Annotated in this window: 22 protein-coding genes; 16 read left to right on the forward strand and 6 right to left on the reverse strand. The window is 73.1% G+C overall.

Annotated elements, in window-relative coordinates; translation table 11 throughout:
- The first annotated feature begins 199 nt into the window (after positions 1–199).
- Genes ACZ6A9_RS16385 through ACZ6A9_RS16405 form a run of 5 tightly spaced genes read left to right on the forward strand, consistent with a single transcriptional unit; the run spans position 200 to position 5,096 of the window.
- A complete protein-coding gene (locus ACZ6A9_RS16385) occupies positions 200–982 on the forward strand; it encodes an ABC transporter ATP-binding protein (protein ID WP_468985290.1) in 783 nt (260 codons plus the stop codon).
- Positions 979–1,782, forward strand: coding sequence for an ABC transporter ATP-binding protein (locus tag ACZ6A9_RS16390; protein WP_468985292.1), 804 nt, complete (start codon positions 979–981; stop codon positions 1,780–1,782). The genes ACZ6A9_RS16385 and ACZ6A9_RS16390 overlap by 4 nt, the downstream gene beginning before the upstream one ends.
- Entirely contained in the window at positions 1,779–2,675 is an 897-nt protein-coding gene (locus ACZ6A9_RS16395) for a branched-chain amino acid ABC transporter permease (RefSeq protein WP_468985294.1), read from the forward strand. Before ACZ6A9_RS16390 ends, ACZ6A9_RS16395 begins: the two co-directional genes overlap by 4 nt.
- Positions 2,668–3,813: a branched-chain amino acid ABC transporter permease gene (locus ACZ6A9_RS16400; protein ID WP_468985296.1), complete on the forward strand. Its 1,146-nt coding sequence runs from the start codon at positions 2,668–2,670 to the stop codon at positions 3,811–3,813. Before ACZ6A9_RS16395 ends, ACZ6A9_RS16400 begins: the two co-directional genes overlap by 8 nt.
- A complete protein-coding gene (locus ACZ6A9_RS16405; protein WP_468985298.1) occupies positions 3,810–5,096 on the forward strand; it encodes an ABC transporter substrate-binding protein in 1,287 nt (428 codons plus the stop codon). Before ACZ6A9_RS16400 ends, ACZ6A9_RS16405 begins: the two co-directional genes overlap by 4 nt.
- A 70-nt stretch (positions 5,097–5,166) precedes the next feature.
- Here ACZ6A9_RS16405 and ACZ6A9_RS16410 read toward each other — a convergent pair whose 3' ends face one another.
- Positions 5,167–5,649 (reverse strand): MSMEG_6728 family protein, encoded by a 483-nt coding sequence (locus tag ACZ6A9_RS16410; RefSeq protein ID WP_468985301.1) that lies wholly within the window; start codon positions 5,647–5,649, stop codon positions 5,167–5,169.
- Positions 5,650–5,753: 104 nt separating this feature from the next.
- Complete coding sequence (gene mgrA / locus ACZ6A9_RS16415) at positions 5,754–6,797, reverse strand: L-glyceraldehyde 3-phosphate reductase (protein ID WP_468985303.1); 1,044 nt, start codon at positions 6,795–6,797, stop codon at positions 5,754–5,756.
- A 144-nt stretch (positions 6,798–6,941) separates the two neighbouring features.
- Between mgrA and ACZ6A9_RS16420 the strand changes: the two genes are divergently transcribed.
- A complete protein-coding gene (locus tag ACZ6A9_RS16420; protein WP_468985306.1) occupies positions 6,942–7,481 on the forward strand; it encodes a snapalysin family zinc-dependent metalloprotease in 540 nt (179 codons plus the stop codon).
- A 203-nt stretch (positions 7,482–7,684) separates the two neighbouring features.
- Here the strand turns inward: ACZ6A9_RS16420 and ACZ6A9_RS16425 are convergent, their stop codons facing one another.
- The 3 genes from ACZ6A9_RS16425 to ACZ6A9_RS16435 all read right to left on the reverse strand — a co-directional run bounded on the left by ACZ6A9_RS16425 (position 7,685) and on the right by ACZ6A9_RS16435 (position 11,479).
- Complete coding sequence (locus tag ACZ6A9_RS16425) at positions 7,685–9,007, reverse strand: lipase family protein (RefSeq protein ID WP_468985308.1); 1,323 nt, start codon at positions 9,005–9,007, stop codon at positions 7,685–7,687.
- Between the two features lie 175 nt (positions 9,008–9,182).
- Positions 9,183–10,358 (reverse strand): S1 family peptidase, encoded by a 1,176-nt coding sequence (locus ACZ6A9_RS16430; RefSeq protein WP_468985311.1) that lies wholly within the window; start codon positions 10,356–10,358, stop codon positions 9,183–9,185.
- 212 nt (positions 10,359–10,570) lie between these two features.
- Complete coding sequence (locus tag ACZ6A9_RS16435; protein WP_468985313.1) at positions 10,571–11,479, reverse strand: hypothetical protein; 909 nt, start codon at positions 11,477–11,479, stop codon at positions 10,571–10,573.
- A gap of 332 nt (positions 11,480–11,811) precedes the next feature.
- On the opposite strand from ACZ6A9_RS16435, the gene ACZ6A9_RS16440 reads away from it, so the two are divergent.
- From ACZ6A9_RS16440 to mnhG, 6 genes are read left to right on the forward strand one after another with little or no spacing between them, the layout of a single operon-like run.
- Entirely contained in the window at positions 11,812–14,640 is a 2,829-nt protein-coding gene (locus ACZ6A9_RS16440; RefSeq protein ID WP_468985316.1) for a Na+/H+ antiporter subunit A, read from the forward strand.
- Positions 14,637–15,062 (forward strand): Na(+)/H(+) antiporter subunit C, encoded by a 426-nt coding sequence (locus tag ACZ6A9_RS16445; RefSeq protein ID WP_468985318.1) that lies wholly within the window; start codon positions 14,637–14,639, stop codon positions 15,060–15,062. The genes ACZ6A9_RS16440 and ACZ6A9_RS16445 overlap by 4 nt, the downstream gene beginning before the upstream one ends.
- Complete coding sequence (locus tag ACZ6A9_RS16450) at positions 15,059–16,588, forward strand: Na+/H+ antiporter subunit D (RefSeq protein WP_468985321.1); 1,530 nt, start codon at positions 15,059–15,061, stop codon at positions 16,586–16,588. Before ACZ6A9_RS16445 ends, ACZ6A9_RS16450 begins: the two co-directional genes overlap by 4 nt.
- Positions 16,585–17,190, forward strand: coding sequence for a Na+/H+ antiporter subunit E (locus ACZ6A9_RS16455; protein ID WP_468985323.1), 606 nt, complete (start codon positions 16,585–16,587; stop codon positions 17,188–17,190). Before ACZ6A9_RS16450 ends, ACZ6A9_RS16455 begins: the two co-directional genes overlap by 4 nt.
- Entirely contained in the window at positions 17,187–17,453 is a 267-nt protein-coding gene (locus ACZ6A9_RS16460) for an MrpF/PhaF family protein (RefSeq protein ID WP_468985325.1), read from the forward strand. Before ACZ6A9_RS16455 ends, ACZ6A9_RS16460 begins: the two co-directional genes overlap by 4 nt.
- Complete coding sequence (gene mnhG, locus ACZ6A9_RS16465) at positions 17,450–17,842, forward strand: monovalent cation/H(+) antiporter subunit G (protein WP_468985327.1); 393 nt, start codon at positions 17,450–17,452, stop codon at positions 17,840–17,842. Before ACZ6A9_RS16460 ends, mnhG begins: the two co-directional genes overlap by 4 nt.
- Positions 17,843–17,954: 112 nt before the next feature.
- Here mnhG and htpG read toward each other — a convergent pair whose 3' ends face one another.
- Complete coding sequence (gene htpG / locus ACZ6A9_RS16470; RefSeq protein WP_468985330.1) at positions 17,955–19,853, reverse strand: molecular chaperone HtpG; 1,899 nt, start codon at positions 19,851–19,853, stop codon at positions 17,955–17,957.
- Positions 19,854–20,136: 283 nt separating this feature from the next.
- Between htpG and ACZ6A9_RS16475 the strand changes: the two genes are divergently transcribed.
- The 4 genes from ACZ6A9_RS16475 (at position 20,137) to ACZ6A9_RS16490 (ending at position 23,919) form a co-directional block, all read left to right on the forward strand.
- A complete protein-coding gene (locus tag ACZ6A9_RS16475) occupies positions 20,137–20,943 on the forward strand; it encodes an alpha/beta fold hydrolase (RefSeq protein ID WP_468985333.1) in 807 nt (268 codons plus the stop codon).
- Entirely contained in the window at positions 20,940–22,217 is a 1,278-nt protein-coding gene (locus ACZ6A9_RS16480) for a PP2C family protein-serine/threonine phosphatase (RefSeq protein ID WP_468985336.1), read from the forward strand. Before ACZ6A9_RS16475 ends, ACZ6A9_RS16480 begins: the two co-directional genes overlap by 4 nt.
- A complete protein-coding gene (locus ACZ6A9_RS16485) occupies positions 22,214–22,534 on the forward strand; it encodes an STAS domain-containing protein (RefSeq protein WP_468985338.1) in 321 nt (106 codons plus the stop codon). The genes ACZ6A9_RS16480 and ACZ6A9_RS16485 overlap by 4 nt, the downstream gene beginning before the upstream one ends.
- Positions 22,535–22,719: 185 nt before the next feature.
- On the forward strand, positions 22,720–23,919 hold the full coding sequence (locus tag ACZ6A9_RS16490; protein WP_468985343.1) for a carboxylate-amine ligase: 1,200 nt from the start codon (positions 22,720–22,722) through the stop codon (positions 23,917–23,919).
- Positions 23,920–24,010 lie beyond the last annotated feature (91 nt).

A 24,010-nucleotide genomic window follows, 5' to 3' on the forward strand; every position in this document is an offset into this window, starting at 1 on the left:
GCCCCGCCCGCTCCACGTCACCCGGGCGCGAAGCCCTACCGCTCCGCCTGGGCACCCGCACAACCCCCACCCACCCCCATTGGTACGCCGCAGCGAGCGACCCCTGAACGCTGTACCGCCCGGCCGCCCCCGTGCTGTCGTGGGCTCCCCTTCCCCCGAAACCGTGCCGCCGCCCGCGGCGCGGTCCCGAGGAGCCGTGATGCCCGAAGCACCACCGGACGGCCTGCCCGCGCTGCACGTCGAGAACGTCGACGTGACGTACGGGCGCGCGCTGTCCGCTCTCCGTTCCGTGTCCCTGACCGTGCCGCCCGGCGCCGTCGTGGCGCTGCTCGGCGCCAACGGGGCCGGCAAGACGACCTTGCTGCGGGCGGTGTCCGGCACGTTGCGCCTGCACCGCGGCGCGGTCACGGCCGGTCGCATCCGCTACGGCGGGACGGTGCTCGACGGCAAGGACCCCGTCGCCGCGGTGCGCGCCGGAGTCGTCCAGGTCCCCGAGGGACGACGGGTGTTCGCCGGACTCTCGGTCGACGAGAACCTCCGATCCGGAGGCCTCGGCCTCGGCCGGCGCGGACGCGCACAGGTCCAGGAGGCCCGCGACCGCGTGTTCGCGCTGTTCCCGCGGCTCGCCGAACGCACCCACCAGGCGGCCGGCCTGCTCTCCGGCGGCGAGCAGCAGATGCTCGCCATCGGCCGCGCCCTCATGGCCGCCCCCCGTCTGCTCCTCCTCGACGAGCCCTCCCTCGGACTCGCCCCGCAGATGGTGTACCGGATCGCCGAGGTGATCCGCGAGATCAACGCCCAGGGCACCGCCGTGCTCCTCGTCGAGCAGAACGCCGGCATGGCGCTGTCCCTCGCCGGCCACGCGCACGTCCTGGAGGTCGGCGAGACCCGCCTGTCCGGCCCCGCCGACGAACTGGCCCGCACCGACGCCGTACGCCGCCTCTACCTGGGCGAGTCGGCCGAGGACCGGGGGGCCGCGTGAAGGACCGCACCACCACCGCACCGCCCGTGCTCGACGTACGGGACGTCACCGTGCGCTTCGCCGGACTCACCGCCCTCGACGGCGTCTCCTTCACCGTCACCCCCGGCTCGGTGCACGCGCTCATCGGGCCCAACGGCGCCGGCAAGTCCACCTGCTTCAACGTCCTGTCCGGCCTGTGCCGCCCGGCCGAGGGCACGGTGACCCTGGGGGAGACCGAACTGACCCGGCTCGCCCCGCACCGCGTCGCCGCACTCGGCGTGGCACGCACCTTCCAGAACATCGTCACTACCCACGGCACGGTCGCCGACAACCTCATGCTCGGCCGCCACGCCCTGACCCGCGCCGGCTTCGCCGCGAGCGCGCTGCGCCTGCCGAGCGCCCGGCGCGAACAGCGCGAGCACCGCGACCGGGCCCGCCAGATCGCCGAACTCACCGGACTGGGAGCACACTTCGACAGCCCGGTCGCCCTGCTGTCGTACGGCGACCGCAAGCGCGTCGAACTCGCCCGCGCCCTCTGCCTGGAGCCGCGTGTCCTGCTCCTCGACGAACCCGTGGCCGGCATGAACGCCTCCGAACGCGCCCGCACCGCCCAGGTCGTGGGCGAACTGCGCGCCGAACTCGGCCTGTCCGTCGTCCTCGTCGAACACGACATGGGACTCGTCATGCGTCTGGCCGACGACGTCACCGTGCTCGACTTCGGCCGGCGCATCGCCCACGGCACCCCCGACGAGGTCCGCCAGGACCCCGAGGTGCTGCGCGCCTACCTCGGCACCGACGCGACCGGGAAGGACGCGGCATGACGGTACTTCTGGACAACATCCTCGGCGGACTCGCACTCGGCGCGGTCTACGCGCTGGTCGCCCTCGGCTTCGTCGTCATCTTCAAGGCCTCCGGCGTCCTCAACTTCGCCCACGGCTCCCTGCTCCTGTTCGGCGGCTACCTCATCGCCGTCCTCCACGACGACCTGGGCTTCGCCGGGGCGCTCGCCCTGGCGGTCCTGACCACGGCAGCCCTCGCGGGCGCGCTCGACCGCTTCCTGCTGCAACGCGGCGGCCAGGACGCCCACTCCGCGCACGTGCAGACCATCGTCACCATCGGCATCGACATCGTCCTGCTCACCGACCTCGCCCGGCGCATCGGCGGCGACCTGCTGACCCTCGGCGACCCGTGGGGCGACGCGGTGACCGAACTGGGGCCGCTCACCGTCGCCGACAGCCGGCTCGCGGCGATCGTGGTGTCGGCCGTGGTCATCGGCGGGGTCTTCGCGCTGTTCCGGTTCACCTCCTGGGGGCTGTCCCTGCGGGCCGCGGCCGAGGACCTCGAGGCCGCCGCGCTCATGGGCGTACGGCTCGGCCGGGTCCGCGCGGGCGCCTGGTGCCTGGCGGGCGCGCTCGCCGCCCTCGCGGCGGTGTTCCTTGCCGCGTTCCCCGCACCGGGCCTGGAGCGCACCACCGGCCAGATCGCCCTCAACGCCTTCCCCGCCGCGATCCTCGGCGGACTCGCCTCCCCGGCAGGCGCCCTCGCGGGCAGCCTGATCATCGGTCTCACCGAGGCGCTCGTCGTCGGCTACCAGTCCGAACTGCACGTGCTCGGCGAGGGGTTCGGCGACGTCGCCCCGTACGCGGTGATGCTGCTGGTGCTTCTCGTACGGCCCACCGGGTTGTTCGGAGCGAAGGGAGCGGCCCGTGTCTGACCGACTCCTCTCAGCCCTGACCCGCCGGCGGGGCAGACTGCTGCTGCTCGCCGTCGTCCTGTGCCTGCCTCCCTTCTACCTGGACGCCTTCTGGCTGCGCATCGGCCTGTTCTCCATGGCCGCCGCCATCGGGGCCGTCGGACTCGCCCTGCTCAGCGGCACCGCCGGCCAGCTCTCCCTCGGCCACGCCTTCTTCCTCGCCGTCGGCGCCTACGGCTACGCCTGGTTCGCGGGCGAACCCGGACCGGGACTGCCACCCGCCCTCGCCGCGCTCCTCGCGGTGCTGCTCGCCGGGGCGGCCGGCGGACTCTTCAGCCCCGTCGCCGCCCGGGTCAAGGGCATCTACCTCGGCATCGCGACCCTCGCCCTGGTGTTCCTGGGCCACCACGTCCTGCTGACCGCGGACTCCGTCACCGGCGGCTTCAACGGCCGCTCCGTGCCCCCGCTCACCCTCGGCGGGTTCACCTTCGCGGAGAGCGACCCCGAACTGACCGTCCTCGGCGTGCCGTTCGGCGCTGAGGAACGGCTGTGGTTCCTGGGCCTGGCGCTGTTCGCGTTCACCTGGTTCACCGCACGCGGCCTGCTGCGCTCTCGCCCCGGCCGGGCGCTGGCCGCCCTGCGCGACAGCGAGACCGCGGCCGCCGTGATGGGCGTCGACGTCGCCCGGCACCGTTCCGCGGCCTTCGTGGTGTCGTCGATGTACGCCGGGCTCGCGGGCGTGCTCCTCGCGCTCGCCTTCCGCCGGGTCGTCCCGGACTACTTCTCCCTCGTCCTCTCCGTCGACTACCTCGCCATGATCGTCATCGGCGGTCTCGGCTCCGTCGCCGGAGCCACCGCCGGCGCCGTCTTCGTCACCGCGCTGCCCCTGCTGATGACCCGATACGCCGACCAGCTCCCGCTGGTCGCCGCCCCCGGCTCGGCCGAGGGCGCCGTGGGCCCCACCGAGGCAGCCCGGTACCTATACGGCGCCGCCATCGTCCTGATCCTGCTGTACGCCCCCGACGGTCTGCACGGCCTGGCACGCCGGGCCGGCGACCGCCTGCGGCGCCGCCGATCCCGTACCCCCGCCGACCCCACCGACCGTCCTTCCCCTCCGCAGCCGACCGCAGCCGCACGACCCAAGGAGCACACCCCGTGAACACCACGCACCACAGGCCCCGCAACGGGCGCCGCACCGCCGGCACCGTCCTCGCCGGCGCCCTCGTCCTGCTGCTCGCGGCCACCGGATGCAGTTCCAAGGCGGAGGACGGCAAGGGCGGCGGCGAAGCCGCCGACGGTGTCCGCACCGGCCCGGGCATCGGCGCCGACACCATCAGGCTGGGCGCCCTCACCGACCTGACCGGCCCCTACGCCACCCTCGGCAAGAGCATCGTGCAGGCCCAGCAGATGTGGGCCGACGAGGTCAACGCCGACGGCGGCATCTGCGACCGCAAGATCGAGATCGTCGTCAAGGACCACGGCTACGACGTGCAGAAGGCCGTCACCGCCTACGCCGACATCGCCCCCGACGTCGTCGCGCTGCCCCAGGTCATCGGCTCGCCGGTGGTCGCGGCGCTCCTCGACGACATCCAGCGGGACAAGGTGCTCACCTTCCCGCAGGCGTGGGCCGCCTCGCTGCTCGGCAAGGACGCCATCCAGGTGCTCGGCACCACCTACGACGTCGACATGATCGCCGCGGTCGAGTTCCTCACCCGCACCAAGGGCCTGAAGAAGGGCGACACCATCGGCCACGTCTACTTCGAGGGCGACTACGGCGCCAACGCCCTGGAGGGCTCCACCTGGGCGGCCGGGCAGGCCGGCCTGAAGGTGACCGGACAGAAGATCAAGGCGACGGACACCGACCTGTCCGCCCAGGTCTCGGCCCTGAGCAAGGAGGGTGTCAAGGCCGTCCTCATCAGCGCCGGGCCCGCCCAGACCGCCTCCCTGGTCGGCGTCGCCGCCTCCCGTGGACTGAAGGTCCCCGTCGTCAGCAGCGCCCCCGGCTTCGCGCCCCAGCTGATGAAGACGCCGGCCGCGCCCGCTCTCGCCGCGATGCTCAACGTCGTGAGCGCCGCGCCCGCCGTCAGTTCCGACCTGCCCGGGGTGCGGCGCATGGTGGCGTCGTACCAGAAGAAGTACCCGGGCTCGCCGGTCGACTCCGGCGTGCTGTCCGGATACAACGCCGCCCAGCTGATGGGCGCCGACCTGAAGAAGGCCTGCGAGTCGGGCGGCCTCACGCGGGAGGACGTCGTCAAGGCGCACCGTGCGCAGACGAACGCCGACACCGGGCTCGGCACCCCGCAGAACTTCTCCGACGTCGACCGTCCCGCCAGCGTCAGGACCTACGTCCTCAAGCCCGACGCCAAGGCGGTCGGCGGCGTGGTGAACGCCGAGGACGCGCACGAGGCGCCGGGAGTGGAGGACTACCTGTCCGGGCGGTGACGGACGGCCGCCCGGGCGGGCGGCCCCGGCGGGCCCTCCGGGGCGGGCCGCGGCCGCCTCCGGATCGGGGTCAGCCTCCGGCCGCTTCCGGATCACGGTCGGACGACGGCCAGACGTACGGCAGGTCGTCCGGCTCGCCCGGGAACCGCTCCGCGTACATGTCCGGGTCCTTGCGCAGCAGCGCCGAGCGGTGACTGCGGTGTACGGCCTCGTCCCCGAGCCAGGGCGGCAGCTCGCCCGCCCCGGCCAGCTCCCGCTGTTCGCGCACCGGCGCGCCGGGCCGCACACGCGCCAGGTCGGCCACCAGGGTGGCGGCGCAGCTGTCCTGGTGGCCCAGGTCGCGCCACACCCGGCAGATGTCCAGGCCGTAGCGGACCAGTGCCTCCTCGTACCCGGTCCACATGCGCACCGCGGGATGGCGGCGCCACCCGTACCCCGGCACGATCAGCCCGCGCAGCACCTGGATCGCCTCGACCCGCTGCTTGCCGAGCCTGCGCCGGTCGAGGACCAGCGCCGACTCCTGGAAGTCGGGGTACGGCAGAAAGGTCTGCATACGTCCGTCCCTACGGGCCGGGGACCGCCGCGCCGTCGGAACACGGCTCACCGCACCGCAGTTCCCCGTGCCCGGCGGCCCACACCCCGAGGGGATCGGACGGCTCAGCCCATCGTGCCCAGACGCGCCTCGCGCCACAGGTCGACGCCGCCCTCGGTGGCGTACGTGTCGATCTCGGCCAGCTCCTCGGCGGAGAAGTCGAGGTTCTCCAGCGCGGCCACGTTCTGTTCCAGCTGCTCGGTGCGGGAGGCACCCATCACCAGTGAGGTGACCCGCCGGTCCCGCAGCGCCCAGGCGAGCGCCATCTGCGCGAGGGTCTGCCCGCGCCGGGCCGCGATGGTGTTCAGGGCGCGCAGCCGGCCCAGCATCTCCTCGGTCAGCCACCCGCTGTCGAACGACGTGCCCGCCGCCGCCCGGGAGTCCCGCGGCACGCCGTCCAGGTAGCGCCCGGTCAGCAGTCCCTGCGCGAGCGCCGTGAACCCGATGACCCCGAAGCCCTCCTCCTGGGCCGCGTCCAGCAGACCGTCCGTCTCGATCCAGCGGTTCAGCATGCTGTACGACGGCTGGTGGATCAGCAGGGGGGTGCCGAGGTCGCGCAGGACGGCCGCGGCCTCCCGGGTGCGCTCGGCGTCGTACGAGGAGATGCCGACGTAGAGCGCCTTGCCCTGGCGGACCGCGGTGTCCAGGGCGCCCATGGTCTCCTCCAGGGGCGTGGTGGGGTCGAGGCGGTGCGAGTAGAAGATGTCGACGTACTCCAGGCCCATGCGCTTCAGCGACTGGTCCAGGGAGGCCAGCATGTACTTGCGGGAACCGCCGCCCTGGCCGTACGGGCCGGGCCACATGTCCCAGCCGGCCTTGGTGGAGATCACCAGTTCGTCCCGGTAGGGAGCGAGGTCCCGCCGCATCAGCCGGCCGAAGTTGATCTCGGCGGAGCCGTAGGGCGGACCGTAGTTGTTCGCCAGGTCGTGATGGGTGATGCCGAGGTCGAAGGCGCGCAGGGCGATCTCGCGCTGCGTCTCGAAGGACCGGTCGTCGCCGAAGTTGTGCCAGTAGCCCAGCGACAGCAGGGGGAGGTCGAGTCCCGAGCGGCCGGTGCGCCGGTAGCGCATGGTGCCGTCGTAGCGCTCGGGGCGGGCGACGTGGTTCATCGGCTGGTCTCCGGTGGTGCGAGTGGGTGCGTCCCGTGGGATGGTGTTGATCCTCGCCCACACTGCCCCCGCGTGATCCGGAAGTCCAACCGATCCCTTCCATGGAATTCAGCAGTGCCGATTCTGAATCCCAGGAGGTCTTCCATGCGCGTCCGTACCCTGACCGGCGCCCTGGCCGCGGCACTGCTGATGTCCGGCCCCGTGCTGACCGCACCCACCGCGGCCGTCCCCTCTCCCCGCGCCGCCCAGCCCCTGGACGCCGACCGGGTGCTCACCTACGACGCGAGGGCCGCCGCGGAGTTCAGGGCCGCCGTCGACCGCGGCGCGGCGATCTGGAACGCGAGCGTGGACGGCGTCGAGCTGCGCCCGGCCGCGGCCGGACAGCGCGCCGACATCCACATCGTGGCGGACGGCGGATGGCCGCGCTCCCTGCCCGACTCCCTGGGCCGGGGCACCGTCTACATCGGGCGCCAGGCCATCGAGCAGGGCCACTCCGCGGTCCGCGTCATGGCTCACGAACTCGGGCACATGCTGGGCCTGCCGGACCGCAAGCCCGGCCCCTGCTCCGATCTGATGTCGGGTGCGAGTGCCGGGACCTCCTGCGCGAACGCGTACCCGAGCGCCGCGGAGAAGGCGCAGGTGGAGACGAACTTCGCGGGAGCCCGCACGGGGGTGTCGCTGTAACCGATGTGACAACTGAGGCGATCGCCGCTACGGTTGTCACAGGTCAGGGCGAGAGAAACCTCCCACCCCGACCGTGCGTTGGTGGTCCAAGGAAAGACGCCCCGCTTCCTGCGGGGAGATGCAGGTGCAAGGCCTGCCCGGCGCTCTGTCCGCGAGCCCCGTCCCGAAGCTTCGGGACGGGGCTCGCCGCGTTGTCACCGGGCTCAGCGCTGCATCGGCATGGTCCAGCAGTTGGAGCGCGTGGGCTCGCCCTCGAGCCGGTCGGTCAGCCACTCCACGGCGTCGCCCTGGTCGGTGAGGAGCGGCGCCAGGTGGTTGGTGAGGATCTTGTCGCCGAGGTTGGGCAGCTGGACGGCCTTGTAGGTCACGTCGCCGCCCTTCTTGCACCAGTCCACGGCCAGCCGGCGCGCCTGCTCGTGGGGGACGATGTCGTCCTGGACGCCGGTGACGAGGCGGACCGGCCCGGTGGGCCTCATCGTGCCGATGCGCTGCTTGTCGAGGGCGGTCTGGGCGGCGGGCTCCGCGGCGATGATCTCGGCGAGGGACTTCCCGCTCGTGGTCCACTTGGTGCTCTTGGTGAAGCCGTAGCCGAGGATCGCGTCACCGACGCAGGTGGTGGAGATGTCCTTCAGCGCGGCGCGTCCGGTGGCGTTGACGTTCGCCTCGACGACCCGGCGCAGTGCGGGTTCGGCCTGCGCGAAGCCGTTGATCGACCAGCCCAGAGCGCCGGCCAGCGCGCTGCCGTCGATGCCCTTCATGACGGCCGTCAGATCGGCGGGGGGCGCCCCGCTGTAGGTGCCGACGAGCGGCACGTCGGGCGCGTAGGTGCTCTGGAGCTCGGCCGCGGACGCGCTCGCCCCGCCGCCCTGGCTGTAGCCGTACATGCCCACGCGGGAGGCGGCCGTGACCGATGCGCCCGGGACGGAGCGCGCGACGCGGGCGGCGTCCAGCATGGCGTGTCCCTCGTCGACGCGGTTGACGTAGGTGTGCAGCCGGTCCGTCGCGCCGAGGCCGACGTAGTCGGTGACGACGACGGCCGCACCGGTGGCGAGCAGCCGGTAGACGGCCAGCGTCTCGTACCCGAACGACACGGTCTCGCCGTTGAGCGTCAGCGGGTTCTGGAGGGCCAGCGAGGGGGCGCACTGGTCGCCCTGGCCCATGGTCCCGGAGCCGACGACCACCAGGGGCCGGGGTCCGGCGCCCTTCCAGGCGGCGGACGGCTCGATGTAGGCCCCGGTGACGGCCACCGGCCGCCCGGCCGAGTCGGTGGAGGTGTACATGAGCCGCGTCGCGGTGCCCGGCAGGGTGCGGCCGTCCAGACCGGGCAGGCTCAGGCCGAGGCGCAGCGGTTCGTGACGGACCAGGACGCCGTTGCCCGCGGGGAGTCCGGCGGGCGGGGTGTAGAAGGCGGGGATGGTGACGCCTCGCGAGACCACGGGGTCGCTCGCGGCGGCGGGCGGTGCGCTCACGCACACACAGGCCGTCGTGGCGACGACGGTGGTCAGCACGCTGCTGATACGGCTCACGGCTCACTCCTCGCTCTGCTTCAGAAGGTGAAACGTGAAACTAACAGCGCTTACTTACCGTCGGTAACCCGTCAGTAAGTTACGGCACGGTAACTTTTGGTCGAGTCGACGCGGCGCGCACGGGAGCGGGCCCCGCCGGTCGCCCGGCGGGGCCCGCTCGTCGTCTGTCGGTCGGTCAGGCCGTGTGCAGCGTCAGCCCGTAACGGTTCAGTATCTCGTTGACCGGCTGGAACCAGGTCTCGCCCCCGCCGGAGCAGTTGCCCCAGCCGCCGGAGGTGACGCCCTGCGCCTGGTCGCCGCTGATGAACGAGCCGCCCGAGTCGCCGCCTTCGGCGCACACGCTCGTCTTCGTCATCTGGTGCACCGCGCCCTGGCTGTAGTTGACGGTCTCGTTCTTGGCCAGGACCCGGCCGCAGTGCCAGCGGGTGGTGGAGCCCGAGCGGCAGATCGAGGCCCCGACCGGAGCCTCCGCCGAACCGCGCACGAGCTGGTCCGACACCGTCCCCCAGCCGAGCACCACCGGTACCGTCCACCAGCCGCTGCCCACGTTCACCCAGGCGTAGTCGTTGCCCGGGAACGAGGAGCCCTGGAAGTTGCCGATGTAGGAGCCGTCCCAGCCCCTGACCTGCTGGCCCACCCCGCCGCAGTGCCCTGCCGTGACGAAGCCGCCGTGCACCGAGAAGCCGATGGAGCAGCGGACGTTGCCGGTGTAGTAGGGGTCGCCGCCCACGGTTCCGGCGGCGAACGTCTCGGCCTGCGCGGGGACGGTCCGCACGGTGACCGGGCCGGCCTCCCGGGCCTTGCCGACGAAGGCCCGGACATCGTTGTCGGACCGCTCGCCGTCGACGACGTTCACGACGACCGTGTTGGCGGCCGGGTCGACGGACCAGCTGCTGACGCCCGACGGCGCGTCGAGGCGGTCGATGCGGGCCTTGGTCGCGTCCAGTTGCCTGGCGGTGTGCTCGACGGTGCGCACCGTGGCGCCGGACGCGCGCAGCGCCTCGATCGTGGCGGCCCGGGCGTCCGCGGTGACGGCGACCGTCAGTTTCTCGCTCCCCGCGTCGAACCAGGCGCCGCCGTAGGCCGGTCCGGCGGTCTTGCGCGCCTCGGGCGCGAGGTCGGTGGCCCGGCGTTCGGCGGCCAGCCGGTCCTCCGCCTCGGCGCGGGTCAGGCCGAAGTCCCGCTGCATCGCGTCCAGCAGGGCGGTGGATGCGGGCGCGGAGCCGGTGGCGCGGGCGGCGGGGGAGCCGGGCGCGTCCTGCGCCGAGGCGGACGGGGTGCCGGCCGCGGTCCAGCTGCCGATCAGGAGCAGGGCGGCCACGCCGGCACGGGTGAGTCCGATACGTCTCATGGAGGGTTGCCCTTCGTCGTTCCAGCAAGGTGGGGGCGGAACAACCGCGCGTGAGAGCGCTCTCACCGCGAGGTGAGCAGAGCGTAGCGATTCAGTGGGTGTCAGGTCTATGCCAATGCACCGTCCACATTCGGCCAACGAGCCGTCCGTCACGCGACCCCGCTGCCCAGCCGTCGGCGAGTCGTCTCAACCGGCCTGCCCGGCCGCCCCGTTCAGCGCGCGTCCTGCTCGGCCCGCCCGGCCTCCGCGGTGGCCTCGTCCGCTTCCCGCCGGGCCCGGGCCAGCGAGCCCGCGGCCGCCCGGACCCGCTTCTCCGCCTCCCGCTGCTCCCGTTCGGCCCGCTCCATGGCCGCGCGTTCCTCCCGGAGCTGCTCCTCCAGCGCCGACACCCGCTCCCCGGCCTCCCGGCGGCGCTCGCGCGCCGCCTCCAGCGAGGCCTCGGCGTCCTCCTGCTCCACACGCCGGGCACGCAGCCCCTCCTCGGCGGCCCGGGCCGTCTCCCGTGCGCGGGCGAGCCGTTTCGCCCGCTGCTCAGCCAGCCGGTCCTTCCTCCCTTCCGGTACCGACGGGGCGCGAGGCGCCTTCCGCGCCGGCGCCTTCCTGCCGGGCGCCCCCGCCGGGAAATCCGACGGCGGGGTGAGCACACTCTCCACGCGCCCCTCCGCCCACACGCCGGCCGCCTCGGGATCGGCGAGCACGGCACGCAGGGTCGTCTCGACGTCCCGCCGCACCGACTCCGACAGCGGATGGCCGGTCTCCCGCGCCAGCTCCGCCGCCTGCCGGGACAACTCGGAGACGACGCGCCGCCGCTGGGCCGACAACTCCTTCAGCCCGCTCGGATCCAGCGTGGCGTGGGCCTCGCGCAGCGCCCGTCCCAGTTCCAGGAACCGCTCCGCCTCGTCGGGCCGGGAGCGCCGGAGCAGATTGGCCGCCCAGGCCGCGAGGGTGGGGCGGCGGGCGGCGTGGATGCGACGGGCGTCACCGGCCCGTCCGGCCGTCCGGGCGGCCGCGGCCCGCTCCTCGCGCCGGGCGACGAAACCGGACGGCGGCAGCGCGTAGAGCTCGTCGAGGACGGCCTCCACGTCGTCGTCCCCACCGTCCCTCACGCCCTCGCGCCGCATGATCCCCAGACTCCACCGAACCCGGCACCCGCGCATGCGGGACGGTGCCCCAGGGGCACGGCCCGGACCGGGCCCGACGGCGAAGGACGCCTCATGTCACGGCCCGGCGGAGTCACCCCGCCCTCCGAGGCCCGGCAGCCGAACACGCCGGGGACCCGCCGCCGACCGGAGCGCCGCCCGCGGCGGCCCGCGCGGGCGACGACGCACCCGTCTGCCGCACCCGTCAGGATTGAATGCCACGTCAGCGGGCACTATGGGCCGGCGACCGGGGTACACCCCCACGACCGAGCGGGCCGCTGCCGACGGCCGGGTTCCACGAAGGAGTTGGTGTGGTGCTGTTCCTGCTTGCCGCCCATGCGGGAGTCGCGGCGGCGATCCCCTGGTGGCAGCGGCGGCTCGGCCGTGCCGTGTGGATCGTGGCGGCCCTGGTGCCGCTGGCGACGGTGGTCTGGGCGAGTACGCGGGCGGCGGCCGTCCTGGACGGCGGGGACTACCAGGAGGCACTGTCCTGGGCTCCGTCACTCGGGCTGACGATCGACCTGAGGCTGGACGCCCTGTCCCTGCTGATGCTGTGGATCGTCGCCGGCGTCGGAGCCCTGGTCCTGCTGTACTGCCGGTACTACGTCGAACGGGACGCGGGCCGCCAGGCCGCCCTGCTGCTGGCCTTCGCCGGGACGATGGCGGGACTCGTGCTGGCCGACAACCTCTTCCTCCTGTACGTCTTCTGGGAACTGACCACGGTCGCGTCCTTCCTGCTCATCGAGGGCCGCGGTGAGCAGGAGGAGGAGCGCCGCGCCGCCCGGCAGGCGCTGCTGGTGACCACGGCCGGCGGCCTGGTCATGCTGCTCGGATTCATCATGCTCGGACACTCCGCGGGCACCTACCGCGTCTCGGAGATCCTGGCCGACCCGCCGCGCGGCGCCGCGGTGTCCGCCGCGGTGGTGCTCGTCCTGATCGGCGCGTTCGCCAAGTCCGGGCAGATGCCGCTGCACGGCTGGCTGCCCGCCGCGATGGTGGCCCCCACACCGGTGAGCGCCTACCTGCACGCGGCCGCGATGGTCAAGGCCGGGGTCTACCTGGTGGCCCGGCTGGCACCCGCCCTGGCCGAGGTGCCCCCGTGGCGGCCGATGGTGCTGGCCGTGGGCCTGACGACGATGGTGCTGGCCGCCTGGCGCGCCCTGCGCGCGACCGACCTGAAGCTGCTCCTGGCCTACGGCACGATCAGCGAACTCGGCCTGCTGACGGCCCTGCTGGGAGCCGGCACGCGGACCGCCGCGCTCGCCGGCACGGTGATGCTGCTCGCCCACGCGATGTTCAAGGCGGCGCTGTTCCTCACGGTCGGCATCCTGGACCACCAGGCGGGGACGCGGGACGTCCGGGAGCTGTCGGGGGCGGGACGCCGCATGCCGGCGCTGTGCGCGGTCGGCGTACTCGCCGCCGCCTCGATGGCCGGTCTCCCGCCGCTGGTGGGATTCGTCGGCAAGGAAGCCGCCCTGGAGGCGTTCTGGAACGGCACCGGCATCGGCGGCCACGAACTGCTGGGGGTGGCCCTGGTCATCGGCTCCGCCCTGACCGTGGCGTACGCCGCGCGGTTCGTGTCGGGCGCCTTCGGGGGACGTCCGAACGCCGTGGTGGACCGGGCGGAGCGGCCCGCGACGGGATTCCTCGCACCGGTGGCCGTCCTGTCGGCCGCGGGCCTGGTGTTCGGTGTGGGCCACGCGGCCACCGCGGCCGTCGCCACCGCCTACGCGGACGTGTATCCGCCGGGACCGCACGGCCCGTACGAACTCTCCCTGTGGCACGGCTTCACACCCGTGCTCGGCCTGTCGGCGCTGACCCTGCTTCTCGGCGCTCTCGTGCACGCGGTGGGCCGCGACAGGTGGGCGGTGCCCCGGCTGCCGGACGTACAGCGCGCCTTCGACCGCGCGACCGCGGGACTGGACCGGCTGGCCACGGTCGTCACCGGGCACACCCAGGTCGGGTCGCTGCCGGTCTACCTGACCGTGCTGCTGGCCACCCTGGTGGCGGTGCCGGGCGTCGCGCTGGCGGCCGCGGCGCCCTCGCCGGGCACCCCGCCGCTGTGGTGGTCCCCGGTCGAACCGTTCCTCGCGGTGGTGATCCTCGGGGCCGCCGCGGCCGTCGTCGCCGCCCGGCACCGGCTGACCGGAGTGCTCCTCGCCGGTGCCGTCGGCTACGGGGTGGCGGCGGTGTTCGTGGTGCGGGGCGCGCCCGACCTGGCACTCACCCAGTTCCTCGTGGAGACCATGACGTTGGTCATGGTGGTGTTCGTACTGCGCCGGATGCCGCCCCGGTTCAGCCCGGGCCGGGTCCGGCGGCGCGCGCGCCTCGTGCGGGCCGGGGTGGCCGGCGCCGTCGGTGTCCTCGTCACCTGCTTCGCCCTGGTCGCGTCCGCCGCCCGCACGGCCCCGGCGATCTCGGCGGAGTACGCGGGGCGGGCCGCGGAGGCGGGCGCCAAGAACATCGTCAACGCGATCATCGTCGACTTCCGCGCACTGGACACCGTGGGGGAGATCTCGGTGCTGCTGGTGACGGCGGTCGGTGTCATCAGCCTGGTACGGGTGCACGGGGCGAAGCAGCGGATCCCGGGCGGCGGCGCGGGCGGCACGTTCCCGACCGCGCACTGGGACGAACCGGTGCGGACCTGGCTGCCGGGCGCCGACGAACGGTCCGGCGGTGAACGGTCGGTGCTGCTGGAGGTGGCCACCCGTCTGCTGTTCCCCTCGATCCTGCTGCTGTCGCTGTTCCTGCTGTTCTCCGGCCACTACCGCCCGGGCGGCGGCTTCTCCGGCGGCCTGGTGGCGGGCCTCGCCTTCGTGCTGCGGTACCTGGTGGGCGGACGGGCCGACCTCGGGGCGGCCGCACGGGTATCCGCGGGCGTGGTCGCCGGCACGGGACTGCTGCTCGCGTCCGCAGTCGGCCTCGTCCCGCTCGCGTTCGGCGGCGTGCCGCTGGAGAGCGCACTGGTGACGGTCCGTCCGCCGGTGCTGGGCACGGTCGAGATCGCCACCAGCCTGTTCTTCGACATCGGGGTCTACCTGCTCGTCGTGGGAGTCGTGCTCAAACTGCTGTCGGGGGTGGGCGTCTCGCTCGAACACGACGGCACCCCGGCGGACGGGACGAGGGAGGGAAGCACCCGGTGAACTCGGTCGACGTGACGATGGCCCTGGTGGTCGGCGGCCTGTTCACGGCAGGTTTCCACCTCATGCTCCAGCGGTCGCTGATGCGGATCGTCTTCGGCTTCATCCTCCTCGGTCACGGCACCAACCTGTTGCTGCTGGTCGCCGGCGGCAGCCCCGGACGGCCGCCCGTACTGACGGGGGAGGAGGGCGCGGCGACGGCCGACCCGCTGCCGCAGGCCATGGCGCTCACCGCGATCGTGATCACCTTCGGGCTCACCGTCTTCCTCGTGGCCCTGGCCTACCGGTCCTGGCGCCTGTCCGGGCATGACGAGGTGCGCGACGACGTGGAGGACCGGCGGATCGGCACCGCCCGGGAACGCGCCGGGAACGACCCCCGGCCGGAGCACGGCGCGGACGGCACGACGAACGGGGGAGACCGATGACGGGGGCACTGCCGGCCCTTCCCGTCCTGCTGCCGATCCTGGGCGCGGGCCTGACCCTGCTCCCCCTGCCCCACGCCGTGGTGCGCGCCCTCAGCACGGGCGTGCTGACCGTCGTCCTGGTCTGCGAGGCCGCGCTCCTCGTCCTGGCCGACACCCGCGGACCGCAGGCGCTGCACGTGGGCGGCTGGCCCGCGCCCCTGGGCATCACCCTCGTGGCCGACCGGCTGTCGGCCCTGCTGCTCACCGTGTCGACACTGGTCGCCCTGGCCGTGCTGGTCTTCGCCATCGGCCAGGGCTCCGCCGGGGACCGCCCCCGCTCGGCGGGCATCTTCCACCTGGCCTACCTGCTGCTCGTCACGGGCGTCAGCCTGGCGTTCCTCTCCGGCGACCTGTTCAACCTCTTCGTCGCCTTCGAGGTGATGCTCGCCGCGTCCTACGTCCTCATCACCCTGGACGCCGACGAGAGCCGCACCCGCGCGGGGATGACGTACACGATCGTCAGCCTGACGTCCTCCCTGCTGTTCCTCTCCCTGATCGCCCTGGTGTACGCGGCCACCGGCACCGTCACGCTGGCCCAGCTCGGCCCGCGGCTCGCCGAGCTCCCGGACGGGCTGCGCGGCGCGTTCGCCCTGCTGCTCCTGACGGTCCTCGGCATCAAGACGGCCATCATCCCGATGCACTTCTGGCTGCCCGACAGCTACCCCACCGCGCCCGCGCCGATCACCGCCGTGCTCGCCGCACTGCTGACCAAGGTCGGCGTGTACGCGCTCCTGCGCACCCAGACACTGCTCTTCCCCCGCACCGACGTGTGGACCCTGCTGGCCTGCGCCGCGATCATCACCATGATCGTGGGGATCCTCGGCGCCATCGCCCAGGACGACCTCAACCGGCTGCTGTCCTTCACCCTCGTCAGCCACATCGGCTTCATGCTGTTCGGGCTGGCCCTCTTCGACACCCGGGGCCTGACCGGTTCCATCCTCTACGTCGTCCACCACATCGTCGTCCAGGCGGCCCTCTTCCTCGCCGCCGGTCTCGTCGTGGGCCGCACCGGCACCTCGGCGCTGCACCGCATGACGCGACGGCCGCCGCCGGGCGTCCTGGTCGTCGCGCTGTTCGCGGTCCCGGCCATGAGCCTGTCGGGGATCCCGCCGTTCTCCGGCTTCATCGCCAAACTGGCCCTCCTCCAGGCCGGAGTCGCGCAGGGCGGCCCGGCGGCGTACGCCCTCGCCGCAGCGGCGCTCCTCACCAGCCTGCTGACGCTGTACGCCATGACCCGGGTGTGGACCGCGGCCTTCACCGCGCGGGCGCCCGACCACGATGAGGCGCCGCCGCCGAAGCCGGACATCCGCACCGCCCGCACGAGCGGGACGGGGCGGCTCATGCCCGCCGCCGCGGCCGGCATGACGGTGGCCGGGCTCGCGATCGCCGTGTGCGCGGGCCCCCTCGCCGGCCTCGGCGAACGAGCGGCCGAGGACCTGCTGCACCCGCACGCCTACCGCTCCGCCGTCCTGGGGGGAGCCCGGTGACCACCAGCCCGTCGAACGCTGCGGGACGTGCCCGCCGGGCAGTGCGCCATCTGCCGCTGATCGCCTGGCTGTGGATCCTGTGGATCCTGCTGTGGGGATCCACGGGGCCGGTGGTCCTCGTGGGCGGCCTGCTCATGGCCGTCGCCGTGGTCCTGTCCTTCCCCCTGCCTCCCCTCCAGCCGGGAGCGGTGCCCCGGCCGCTGCGGATCGCGCGACTGGTGGCCCACGTGCTCACGGACATCGTCGGAGCCGGAGCAGCCGTCGCCTGGCAGGCCCTGCGCCACGGCGAGCACACCTCCACCGCGATCATCGAGATCCCGCTGCGCGTCGACACCGACCTGCTGATCACCCTGGTGGCCGAGGTCGTCACCATCAGCCCGGGCACCGTGGTCACGGAGATCGACCGCCGCCGCGGGGTGCTGTACGTGCACGCGCTGCCGACACGCGACGAACGGGACGTCGCCCGCCGCCGCGAGGAGGTGCGGGCCGTGGAACGCCGGGTCGCGCGCGCGGTCGGCCACCGTCACCGTACCGACGCCCAGGAGCCCCCCTCCGGCCGACCGGACGGGCCGGAGGAACAGCCCCGGGAGGAGGAACGATGACCGTGCTCTACGGGATCACGCTGACCGTGCTGGCGGTGGCCGGCCTGCTGACACTGGTGCGCCTGGTCCGCGGCCCGGCCGCACTCGACCGCATCATGGCACTCGACGTCCTGGTGACCATGGTCCTCGCCGGGACAGCCGTGGGCATGGTCGCGCGGGACGACACGACGTCCACGCCGGTGCTCGTCGTCGTCGCCCTCCTCGTGTTCATCGGGTCGGTGACGGCGGCCCACCTGATCGAGAAGCGGAAGGGAATGCGATGACCGTCGTACGGGACGCGGTCACGGCGGTACTCCTCCCGGCCGGGGCCGTCTTCTGCCTGCTGGGGGCGCTGGGACTGCACCGTTTCCCCGACACCGTGAGCCGTCTGCACGCCGCCGCCAAGGCCCAGACGCTGGGAGTGCTGCTCATCCTGGTCGGCGCGGCCGCGCAGATGTCCCTGCGCCACGCTCCGGTGCTGCTGCTCGTCGCCCTCTTCCAGCTGTTCACCGTCCCGATCACCAGCCAGATCATCGCCCGCACCGCCTACCGCACCCACGGACTCGACCGTGACCGACTGCTGTGCGACGAACTCGCGGACCGACTCGCCCGGGACGGCACCCCCGTGGACGCGGAGGACGGCGCCGGACGGGACGACGACGCGGAGCGCTGACCGTGTGCCCGGGCCACCGGGGGTGCGGCTGCCTCGCCGAGACGCGTGCGGCCCCGGCCGGCGGTCACCGGGCCCCGCCCGTGTCCGATCACGGGCGGGGCCCGGCGTCACCTCACAGGGTGCGCTCCAGGCGGTCCGCCATCTGCTGCACGAAGCGCGCCGGGTCCTTCGGCCGGCCGCCCTCCGCCAGCACGGCCAGCGTGTGGAGCAGTTCGGCGGTCTCGGTGAGTTCCGCGCGGTCCCCGCGCTCCCCGTACGCCTCGTTCAGGCCCTTCACCAGGGCGTGGTCCGGGTTGAGTTCGAGGATGCGCCGGGCGCGCGGCACCTCCTGGCCCATGGCCCGGTACATGCTCTCCAGCGCCGGCGTCAGATCGTTCGCGTCGGCCACGAGACAGGCCGGCGACACCGTCAGCCGCGTCGACAGCCGCACCTCCTTGACGTCCTCCTCCAACTGCCCCCGCATCCAGCCGAGCAGGCCCGCGTACGCCTCCGCCTGCTTCTCCCGCTCGTCCTCGCCGCGGTCGTCCTCCCGGGCGGCGAGGTCGATCTCGCCCTTGGCGACCGACCGCAGCCGCTTGCCCTCGAACTCGCCCACCGCGTCGGCCCACACCTCGTCGACCGGGTCGGTGAGCAGCAGCACCTCGATACCGCGCTCCCGGAAGGCCTCCATGTGCGGGGAGCTGTCGACGCTCTCCCGGGACTCGCCGGTGATGTAGTAGATGTCGTCCTGCCCGTCCGGCATCCGCTCCACGTACTGCTTCAGCGTGACCGTCCCCCCGTCCCCGTGGGTGGTCTCGAACGACGCCACCGCGAGCAGCGCGTCACGGTTGTCGGGGTCGGTGACCAGCCCTTCCTTCAGCACCGGGCCGAACTCCCGCCAGAACGTGGCGTACCGCTCGGCGTCACCGGTCAGCATGCTCTTGACCGACGCCAGCACCTTCTTCGTCAGCCGGCGCTGCATCATCCGGATGTGCCGGTCCTGCTGGAGGATCTCGCGGGACACGTTCAGCGAGAGGTCCTGGGCGTCGACCACTCCCTTGACGAAGCGCAGGTACGGCGGCAGCAGCGCCTCGCAGTCGTCCATGATGAACACGCGCTTCACGTACAGCTGCAGCCCGTGCCGGAAGTTCTGGTGGAACAGGTCGTGCGGGGCGTGCGAGGGCAGGAACAGCAGGGCCTGGTACTCGAAGGTGCCCTCGGCCTGCAGCTGGATGGTCTCCAGGGGTTCGCGCCAGTCGTGGCCGATGTGCTTGTACAGCTCGTGGTACTCCTCCTCGGACACCTCCTCGCGAGAGCGCGCCCACAGCGCCTTCATCGAGTTCAGCGTCTCGGGCTCCGCCGCACCGCCGTCCTCGTCCTTCTCGCCGACCAGCTTCACCGGCCAGGTGATGAAGTCCGAGTAGCGCTTGACGATCTCCTTGACCTTCCACACCGAGGTGTAGTCGTGGAGCTGGTTGTCGGGGTCGGCCGGCTTGAGGTGCAGGACGACCGAGGTGCCCTGCGGCGCGTCGTCGACCCGTTCCAGGGTGTACGTGCCCTCACCGCGGGACGTCCAGCGGGTGCCCTGCGGCTCCCCGGCCCGGCGGGTGAGCAGGGTGACCTCGTCCGCGACCATGAAGCCCGAGTAGAAACCGACGCCGAACTGGCCGATCAGTCCCTCCGCCCCGGCCGCGTCCTGCGCCTCCTTCAGCTCCCGCAGGAACTCGGCGGTGCCCGAGTTGGCGATGGTGCCGATGAGCTGCCCGACCTCGTCGTACGACATCCCGATGCCGTTGTCCCGCACGGTGAGGGTGCGGGCGTCCCGGTCGATCTCGAGCTCGATGTGCAGGTCGGAGACGTCGGCGTCGAGCGAGTCGTCCCGCAGCGCGGCCAGACGCAGCTTGTCGAGCGCGTCGGAGGCGTTGGAGACGAGTTCACGCAGGAAGACGTCCTTGTTCGAGTAGACCGAGTGGATCATCAGCTGGAGCAGCTGACGGGCCTCTACCTGGAACTCAAACGTTTCGGTCGGCATGGTTCGCGATTACCTCACTGGTCCATGAATCGCCGGATACGGGCGCGCCCACTCTAATCAACGCGCCGTTCCCTTCCGGCTGGACGTCCCGGCTCGCGCTCACGAACCGGGCTCATGAGCGCGCCGAGGGGAGCGGCGCGCCCGGCGGGCGACGCCCCGGTCCGTCGGGGCCCGGGCAGCCTGCGCGTCCCCTGCCGGTCCGTCTCCGCGAACACCCCGCCGGGCGCCGGCCCGGGCAGCGCGGCCAGGAAGGATCACTGGCGCGGCGTGCGAGCATGGGCGGATGAGCATCCACCGCAGGAACAACATCCGCGTGACCGGGCGCACGTCCGGCCGCACGGTGGTGCTGGTGCACGGCTTCGGCTGCGACCAGAACATGTGGCGCCTCGTGGAGCCGGCCCTGGCCGAGGACTATCGCGTGGTCCTCTTCGACTACGTGGGCGCGGGCGGCTCCGACGCGTCGGCCTGGCGGGAGGAGCGCTACTCGGCCCTGGACGGCTACGCCCGTGATTTGGTGGAGGTGTGCGAGGAACTCGACCTGCGCGACGCCGTCGTGGTCGGGCACTCCGTGAGCGCGATGGCCGGTGTGCTGGCCCTGGCCATGGCCCCGGACCGCATCGGCTCCCTGGTCATGGTGTGCCCCTCACCGTGCTACATCGACGAGGCCGGTTACCGCGGCGGCTTCACCGCGGAGGACATCGACGAACTCCTCGAGTCGCTCGAATCCAACTACCTGGGCTGGTCGGCGGCCATGGCTCCGGTGATCATGGGCAACCCGGACCGGCCCGAGCTGGGCGAGGAGCTCACCAACAGCTTCTGCGCCACCGACCCCCGGATCGCCCGGGTCTTCGCGCGCACCACGTTCCTGTCCGACAGCCGCGAGGACCTCGGCGACGTCACCGTCCCGACGCTGATCCTGGACTGCGAGCAGGACGTCATCGCACCGCCGGAGGTCGGCGCCTACGTCCACGCCGCGATACCCGGCAGCGAGCTGGTCACCCTGCCCGCCACCGGCCACTGCCCTCAGCTCAGCGCCCCGGAGGCCACCGCGGCCGCGATCCGGTCGTTCGTGTCGGCCCTGGGACGATGAACCGCACCGGGAGCGGGCCGGAGGAGCCCGGCGCGGGCGTCCCCGGCACGCACGCCGCCTTCAGCGCCCTACTGGAGGACTCGGTGGAAGAGCTCTACGACTCGGCTCCGTGCGGCTACCTGTCCACCCTGCTGGACGGCACCATCGCCAAGATCAACGCGACCCTGCTGGACTGGCTCGGCCTCACCCGCGGCGAGGTGGTGGGCCGGATGCGCTTCAGCGATCTGCTCACCGTCGGCGGCAAGCTCTACCACGAGACGCACTTCGCCCCCCTGCTGCGCATGCAGGGACACCTCAACGGCGTCGCGCTGGAGCTGAAGACCGCGACCGGCTCCCGGCTGCCGGTACTCCTCACCTCGACCCTCAAGAAGAGCCACGACGGCGAGCCGCTGCTGATCCGCACCACCGTCTTCGACGCCACGGACCGGCGCGCCTACGAGCAGGAACTGCTACGGGCCCGCCGCGCCGCCGAAGAGGCGCACCGGCAGGCGGAGGCCGACCGCGAGCGGCTGTGCGAAGCGCTGGCCGTGCTGCAGCACAGTCTGCTGCCCGAGACCCTGCCCGACATACCCGGCGTGCTGGCCGCCTGCCACTACCACACGGCCTCCACCCTGCAGCTGGGCGGCGACTTCTACGACCTCTTCGCGCTCGACGACACACGGACCGCCTTCTTCCTCGGCGACGTCTGCGGCAAGGGACCGCAGGCCGCCGCAGTGACCTCCCTCACCCGCTACACCCTGCGGACCGCCCTGCTCCACGACGTCGATCCCGTCGCCAACCTGAACGTGCTGAACACGGTCCTGCTCGACCGGTACACCGGCGACGACCCCCGCTACTGCACCGCCGTGGTCGGTGTCATGGACCGCGTCGGCGACACGCTGGAGGTCCGCCTGGCCTCCGGCGGCCACCCTCCCGCACTGGTGCTGCGCGCGGACGGCCGGGTGGAGACCCTCGCCACCCGCGGCGGCATGCTCGTCGGCGCCTTCCCCACGGCGCACTTCGTCCCGGCCCGCACCACCCTGCGACCGGGTGACACCCTGCTGCTGTACACCGACGGCCTCACCGAGGCCCGCGTCGGCCCCCACCAGGAGCTGTACGGTGACGAGGCCCTGGAGTCCTTCGCCGCAGGGCTCGCTCCCACCGGCCCGCACCACCTGGTCGACGCCCTCGAGGACCTGCTGCGGGGATTCGGGGACGGACTGGACGACGACACCGCGCTCCTCGCCCTCGGCCTCCCCGCCCGCACCGACACCGGATCCAGAAGCACGAGATGACACCCCTGACGATCACAGAGTCACCGACGTCCGCCGGCCTCGACCTGGAGGTCGCCGGCGACCTCGATCACACCAGCGCCCCACGGCTGCGCCAGGCCGCGCACACCGTGGCCCTGTCCGCCGGACGGCGGCTGACCGTGGACCTCGGCAGGCTGGAGTTCTGCGACTCCAGCGGCATCACCGCGCTGATCGCCGTGCGCAACCACGCCGTCTCGGCCGGTGCCGAGGTCGTCCTGGTCGCCGTTCCCGCCCATCTCCGGCGCCTGCTGACCCTCACGGGACTTGACCAGGTGTTCGACATGCGCGACCGCCTCTAGGCAGGCCCCGGACGGCCCTGCCGCCCCGAGCGGCGCGCGGGCTGCGCCCCGCTCATCCGAGCGGGAGAGGGCCGTCACCCGATTGCGCCCGCCGCTATCGGGGCACCCGGGACGTGCCGCATCCACCGCCGGTGACCTCGGGGCCCGAGCGGGGACGGCTCGGACTACGGGCAAGGGGACCAGCAGTGACGGTGCGCATCGGAGCAGAGGAAGAATTCCACGTGGTGGACGTGGAGAGCGGCCGGCTCGTACCGCGGGCCGACACGCTGCTCGGACGGCTCGAGGGATCAGGGTTCAGCCGTGAGCTGCAGCAGACGACCGTCGAGACCAACAGCGGCGTCCACGACACCCTGGACGCCCTCTTCACGGACCTGTCCGCCACCCGGCGCCGGCTGGACGCCGCCGCCTCCTCGGCCGGCCTGGCCGTCGTGGCCGCCGGTACCGTCCCGCTGGCCCGTGTCACCTCCCACGACGTCACCGCGGACTCCCGTTTCCGGCGCATGGCCGACGACTACCGCCGGCTCGCCGACGAACAGCTGATCTGCAGCGCACAGATACACGTCGACATACCCGACCGGGACACCGCGGTGCGCGCCATGTGCCTGGTCTCGCCCTGGCTGCCGCCGCTGCTCGCCCTGTCGGCCAGCTCACCGTTCTGGCTCGGCTCCGACACCGGCTACGCCAGCTGGCGCACCATGCTGTGGCAGCGGTGGCCGACCGCCGGACCCGCCGGCTGCTACCGGAACGCCGCCGAGTACGACGCCGCCATGGAGGAGCTGATCGGCGCGGGCGTCATCAGCGACCCCGGAATGCTCTACCAGGACGTACGGCCGTCGGCCCACCAGCCCACGCTGGAACTGCGCGTCTGCGACGCCTGCCCGCGCACCGAGACCGTCGCGCTGGTCGCCGGACTCTTCCGCGCCCTGGTGATCGACGCCCTGCACCGTCTGGAGAGCGGGGAGTACACCGGATGCGACGGACACCACGAGTGGCTGCGCGCCGCCACCTGGCGGGCCGCGCGCTCCGGCCTCGAAGGCCCGCTCGTCGACCCGGCCACCCGGCGCGCGGCCCCCGCCCCCGCGGTGCTGCGCGCCATGCTGCGCAGGCTGCGCCCCGCCCTGGAGCAGTCCGGCGACTTCGCCACCGTGCGCGCCCTCCTCGAAGAGGCCCTCGCGGCCGGCAGCGCGGCGCACCGGCTGCGCCGGACGGCGGAGGACGAGGACCTGCTCGCCGGCGTCGACCTGCTGGTCGCCGAGACCCGCGGCGACCCCCTCACGGCCGGCACCCCTGGCGGCCGCCGCCGGCGGCGCCCGGCCGGCCGGCGCGGCACGGGCCGGACTCCGGCCCACGTCCACTCGGCCCCGGTCCCGGGCGCCCCCGGCTGATCCGGACGGGCCACCCGACCCCGGGTTCACCCTCATGCACGACCACACCACCCCTGACCAAGGAGAGTGTCACAGCGCCATGCCCAGGAGC

This window comes from Streptomyces sp. NPDC041124, from assembly GCF_055592385.1.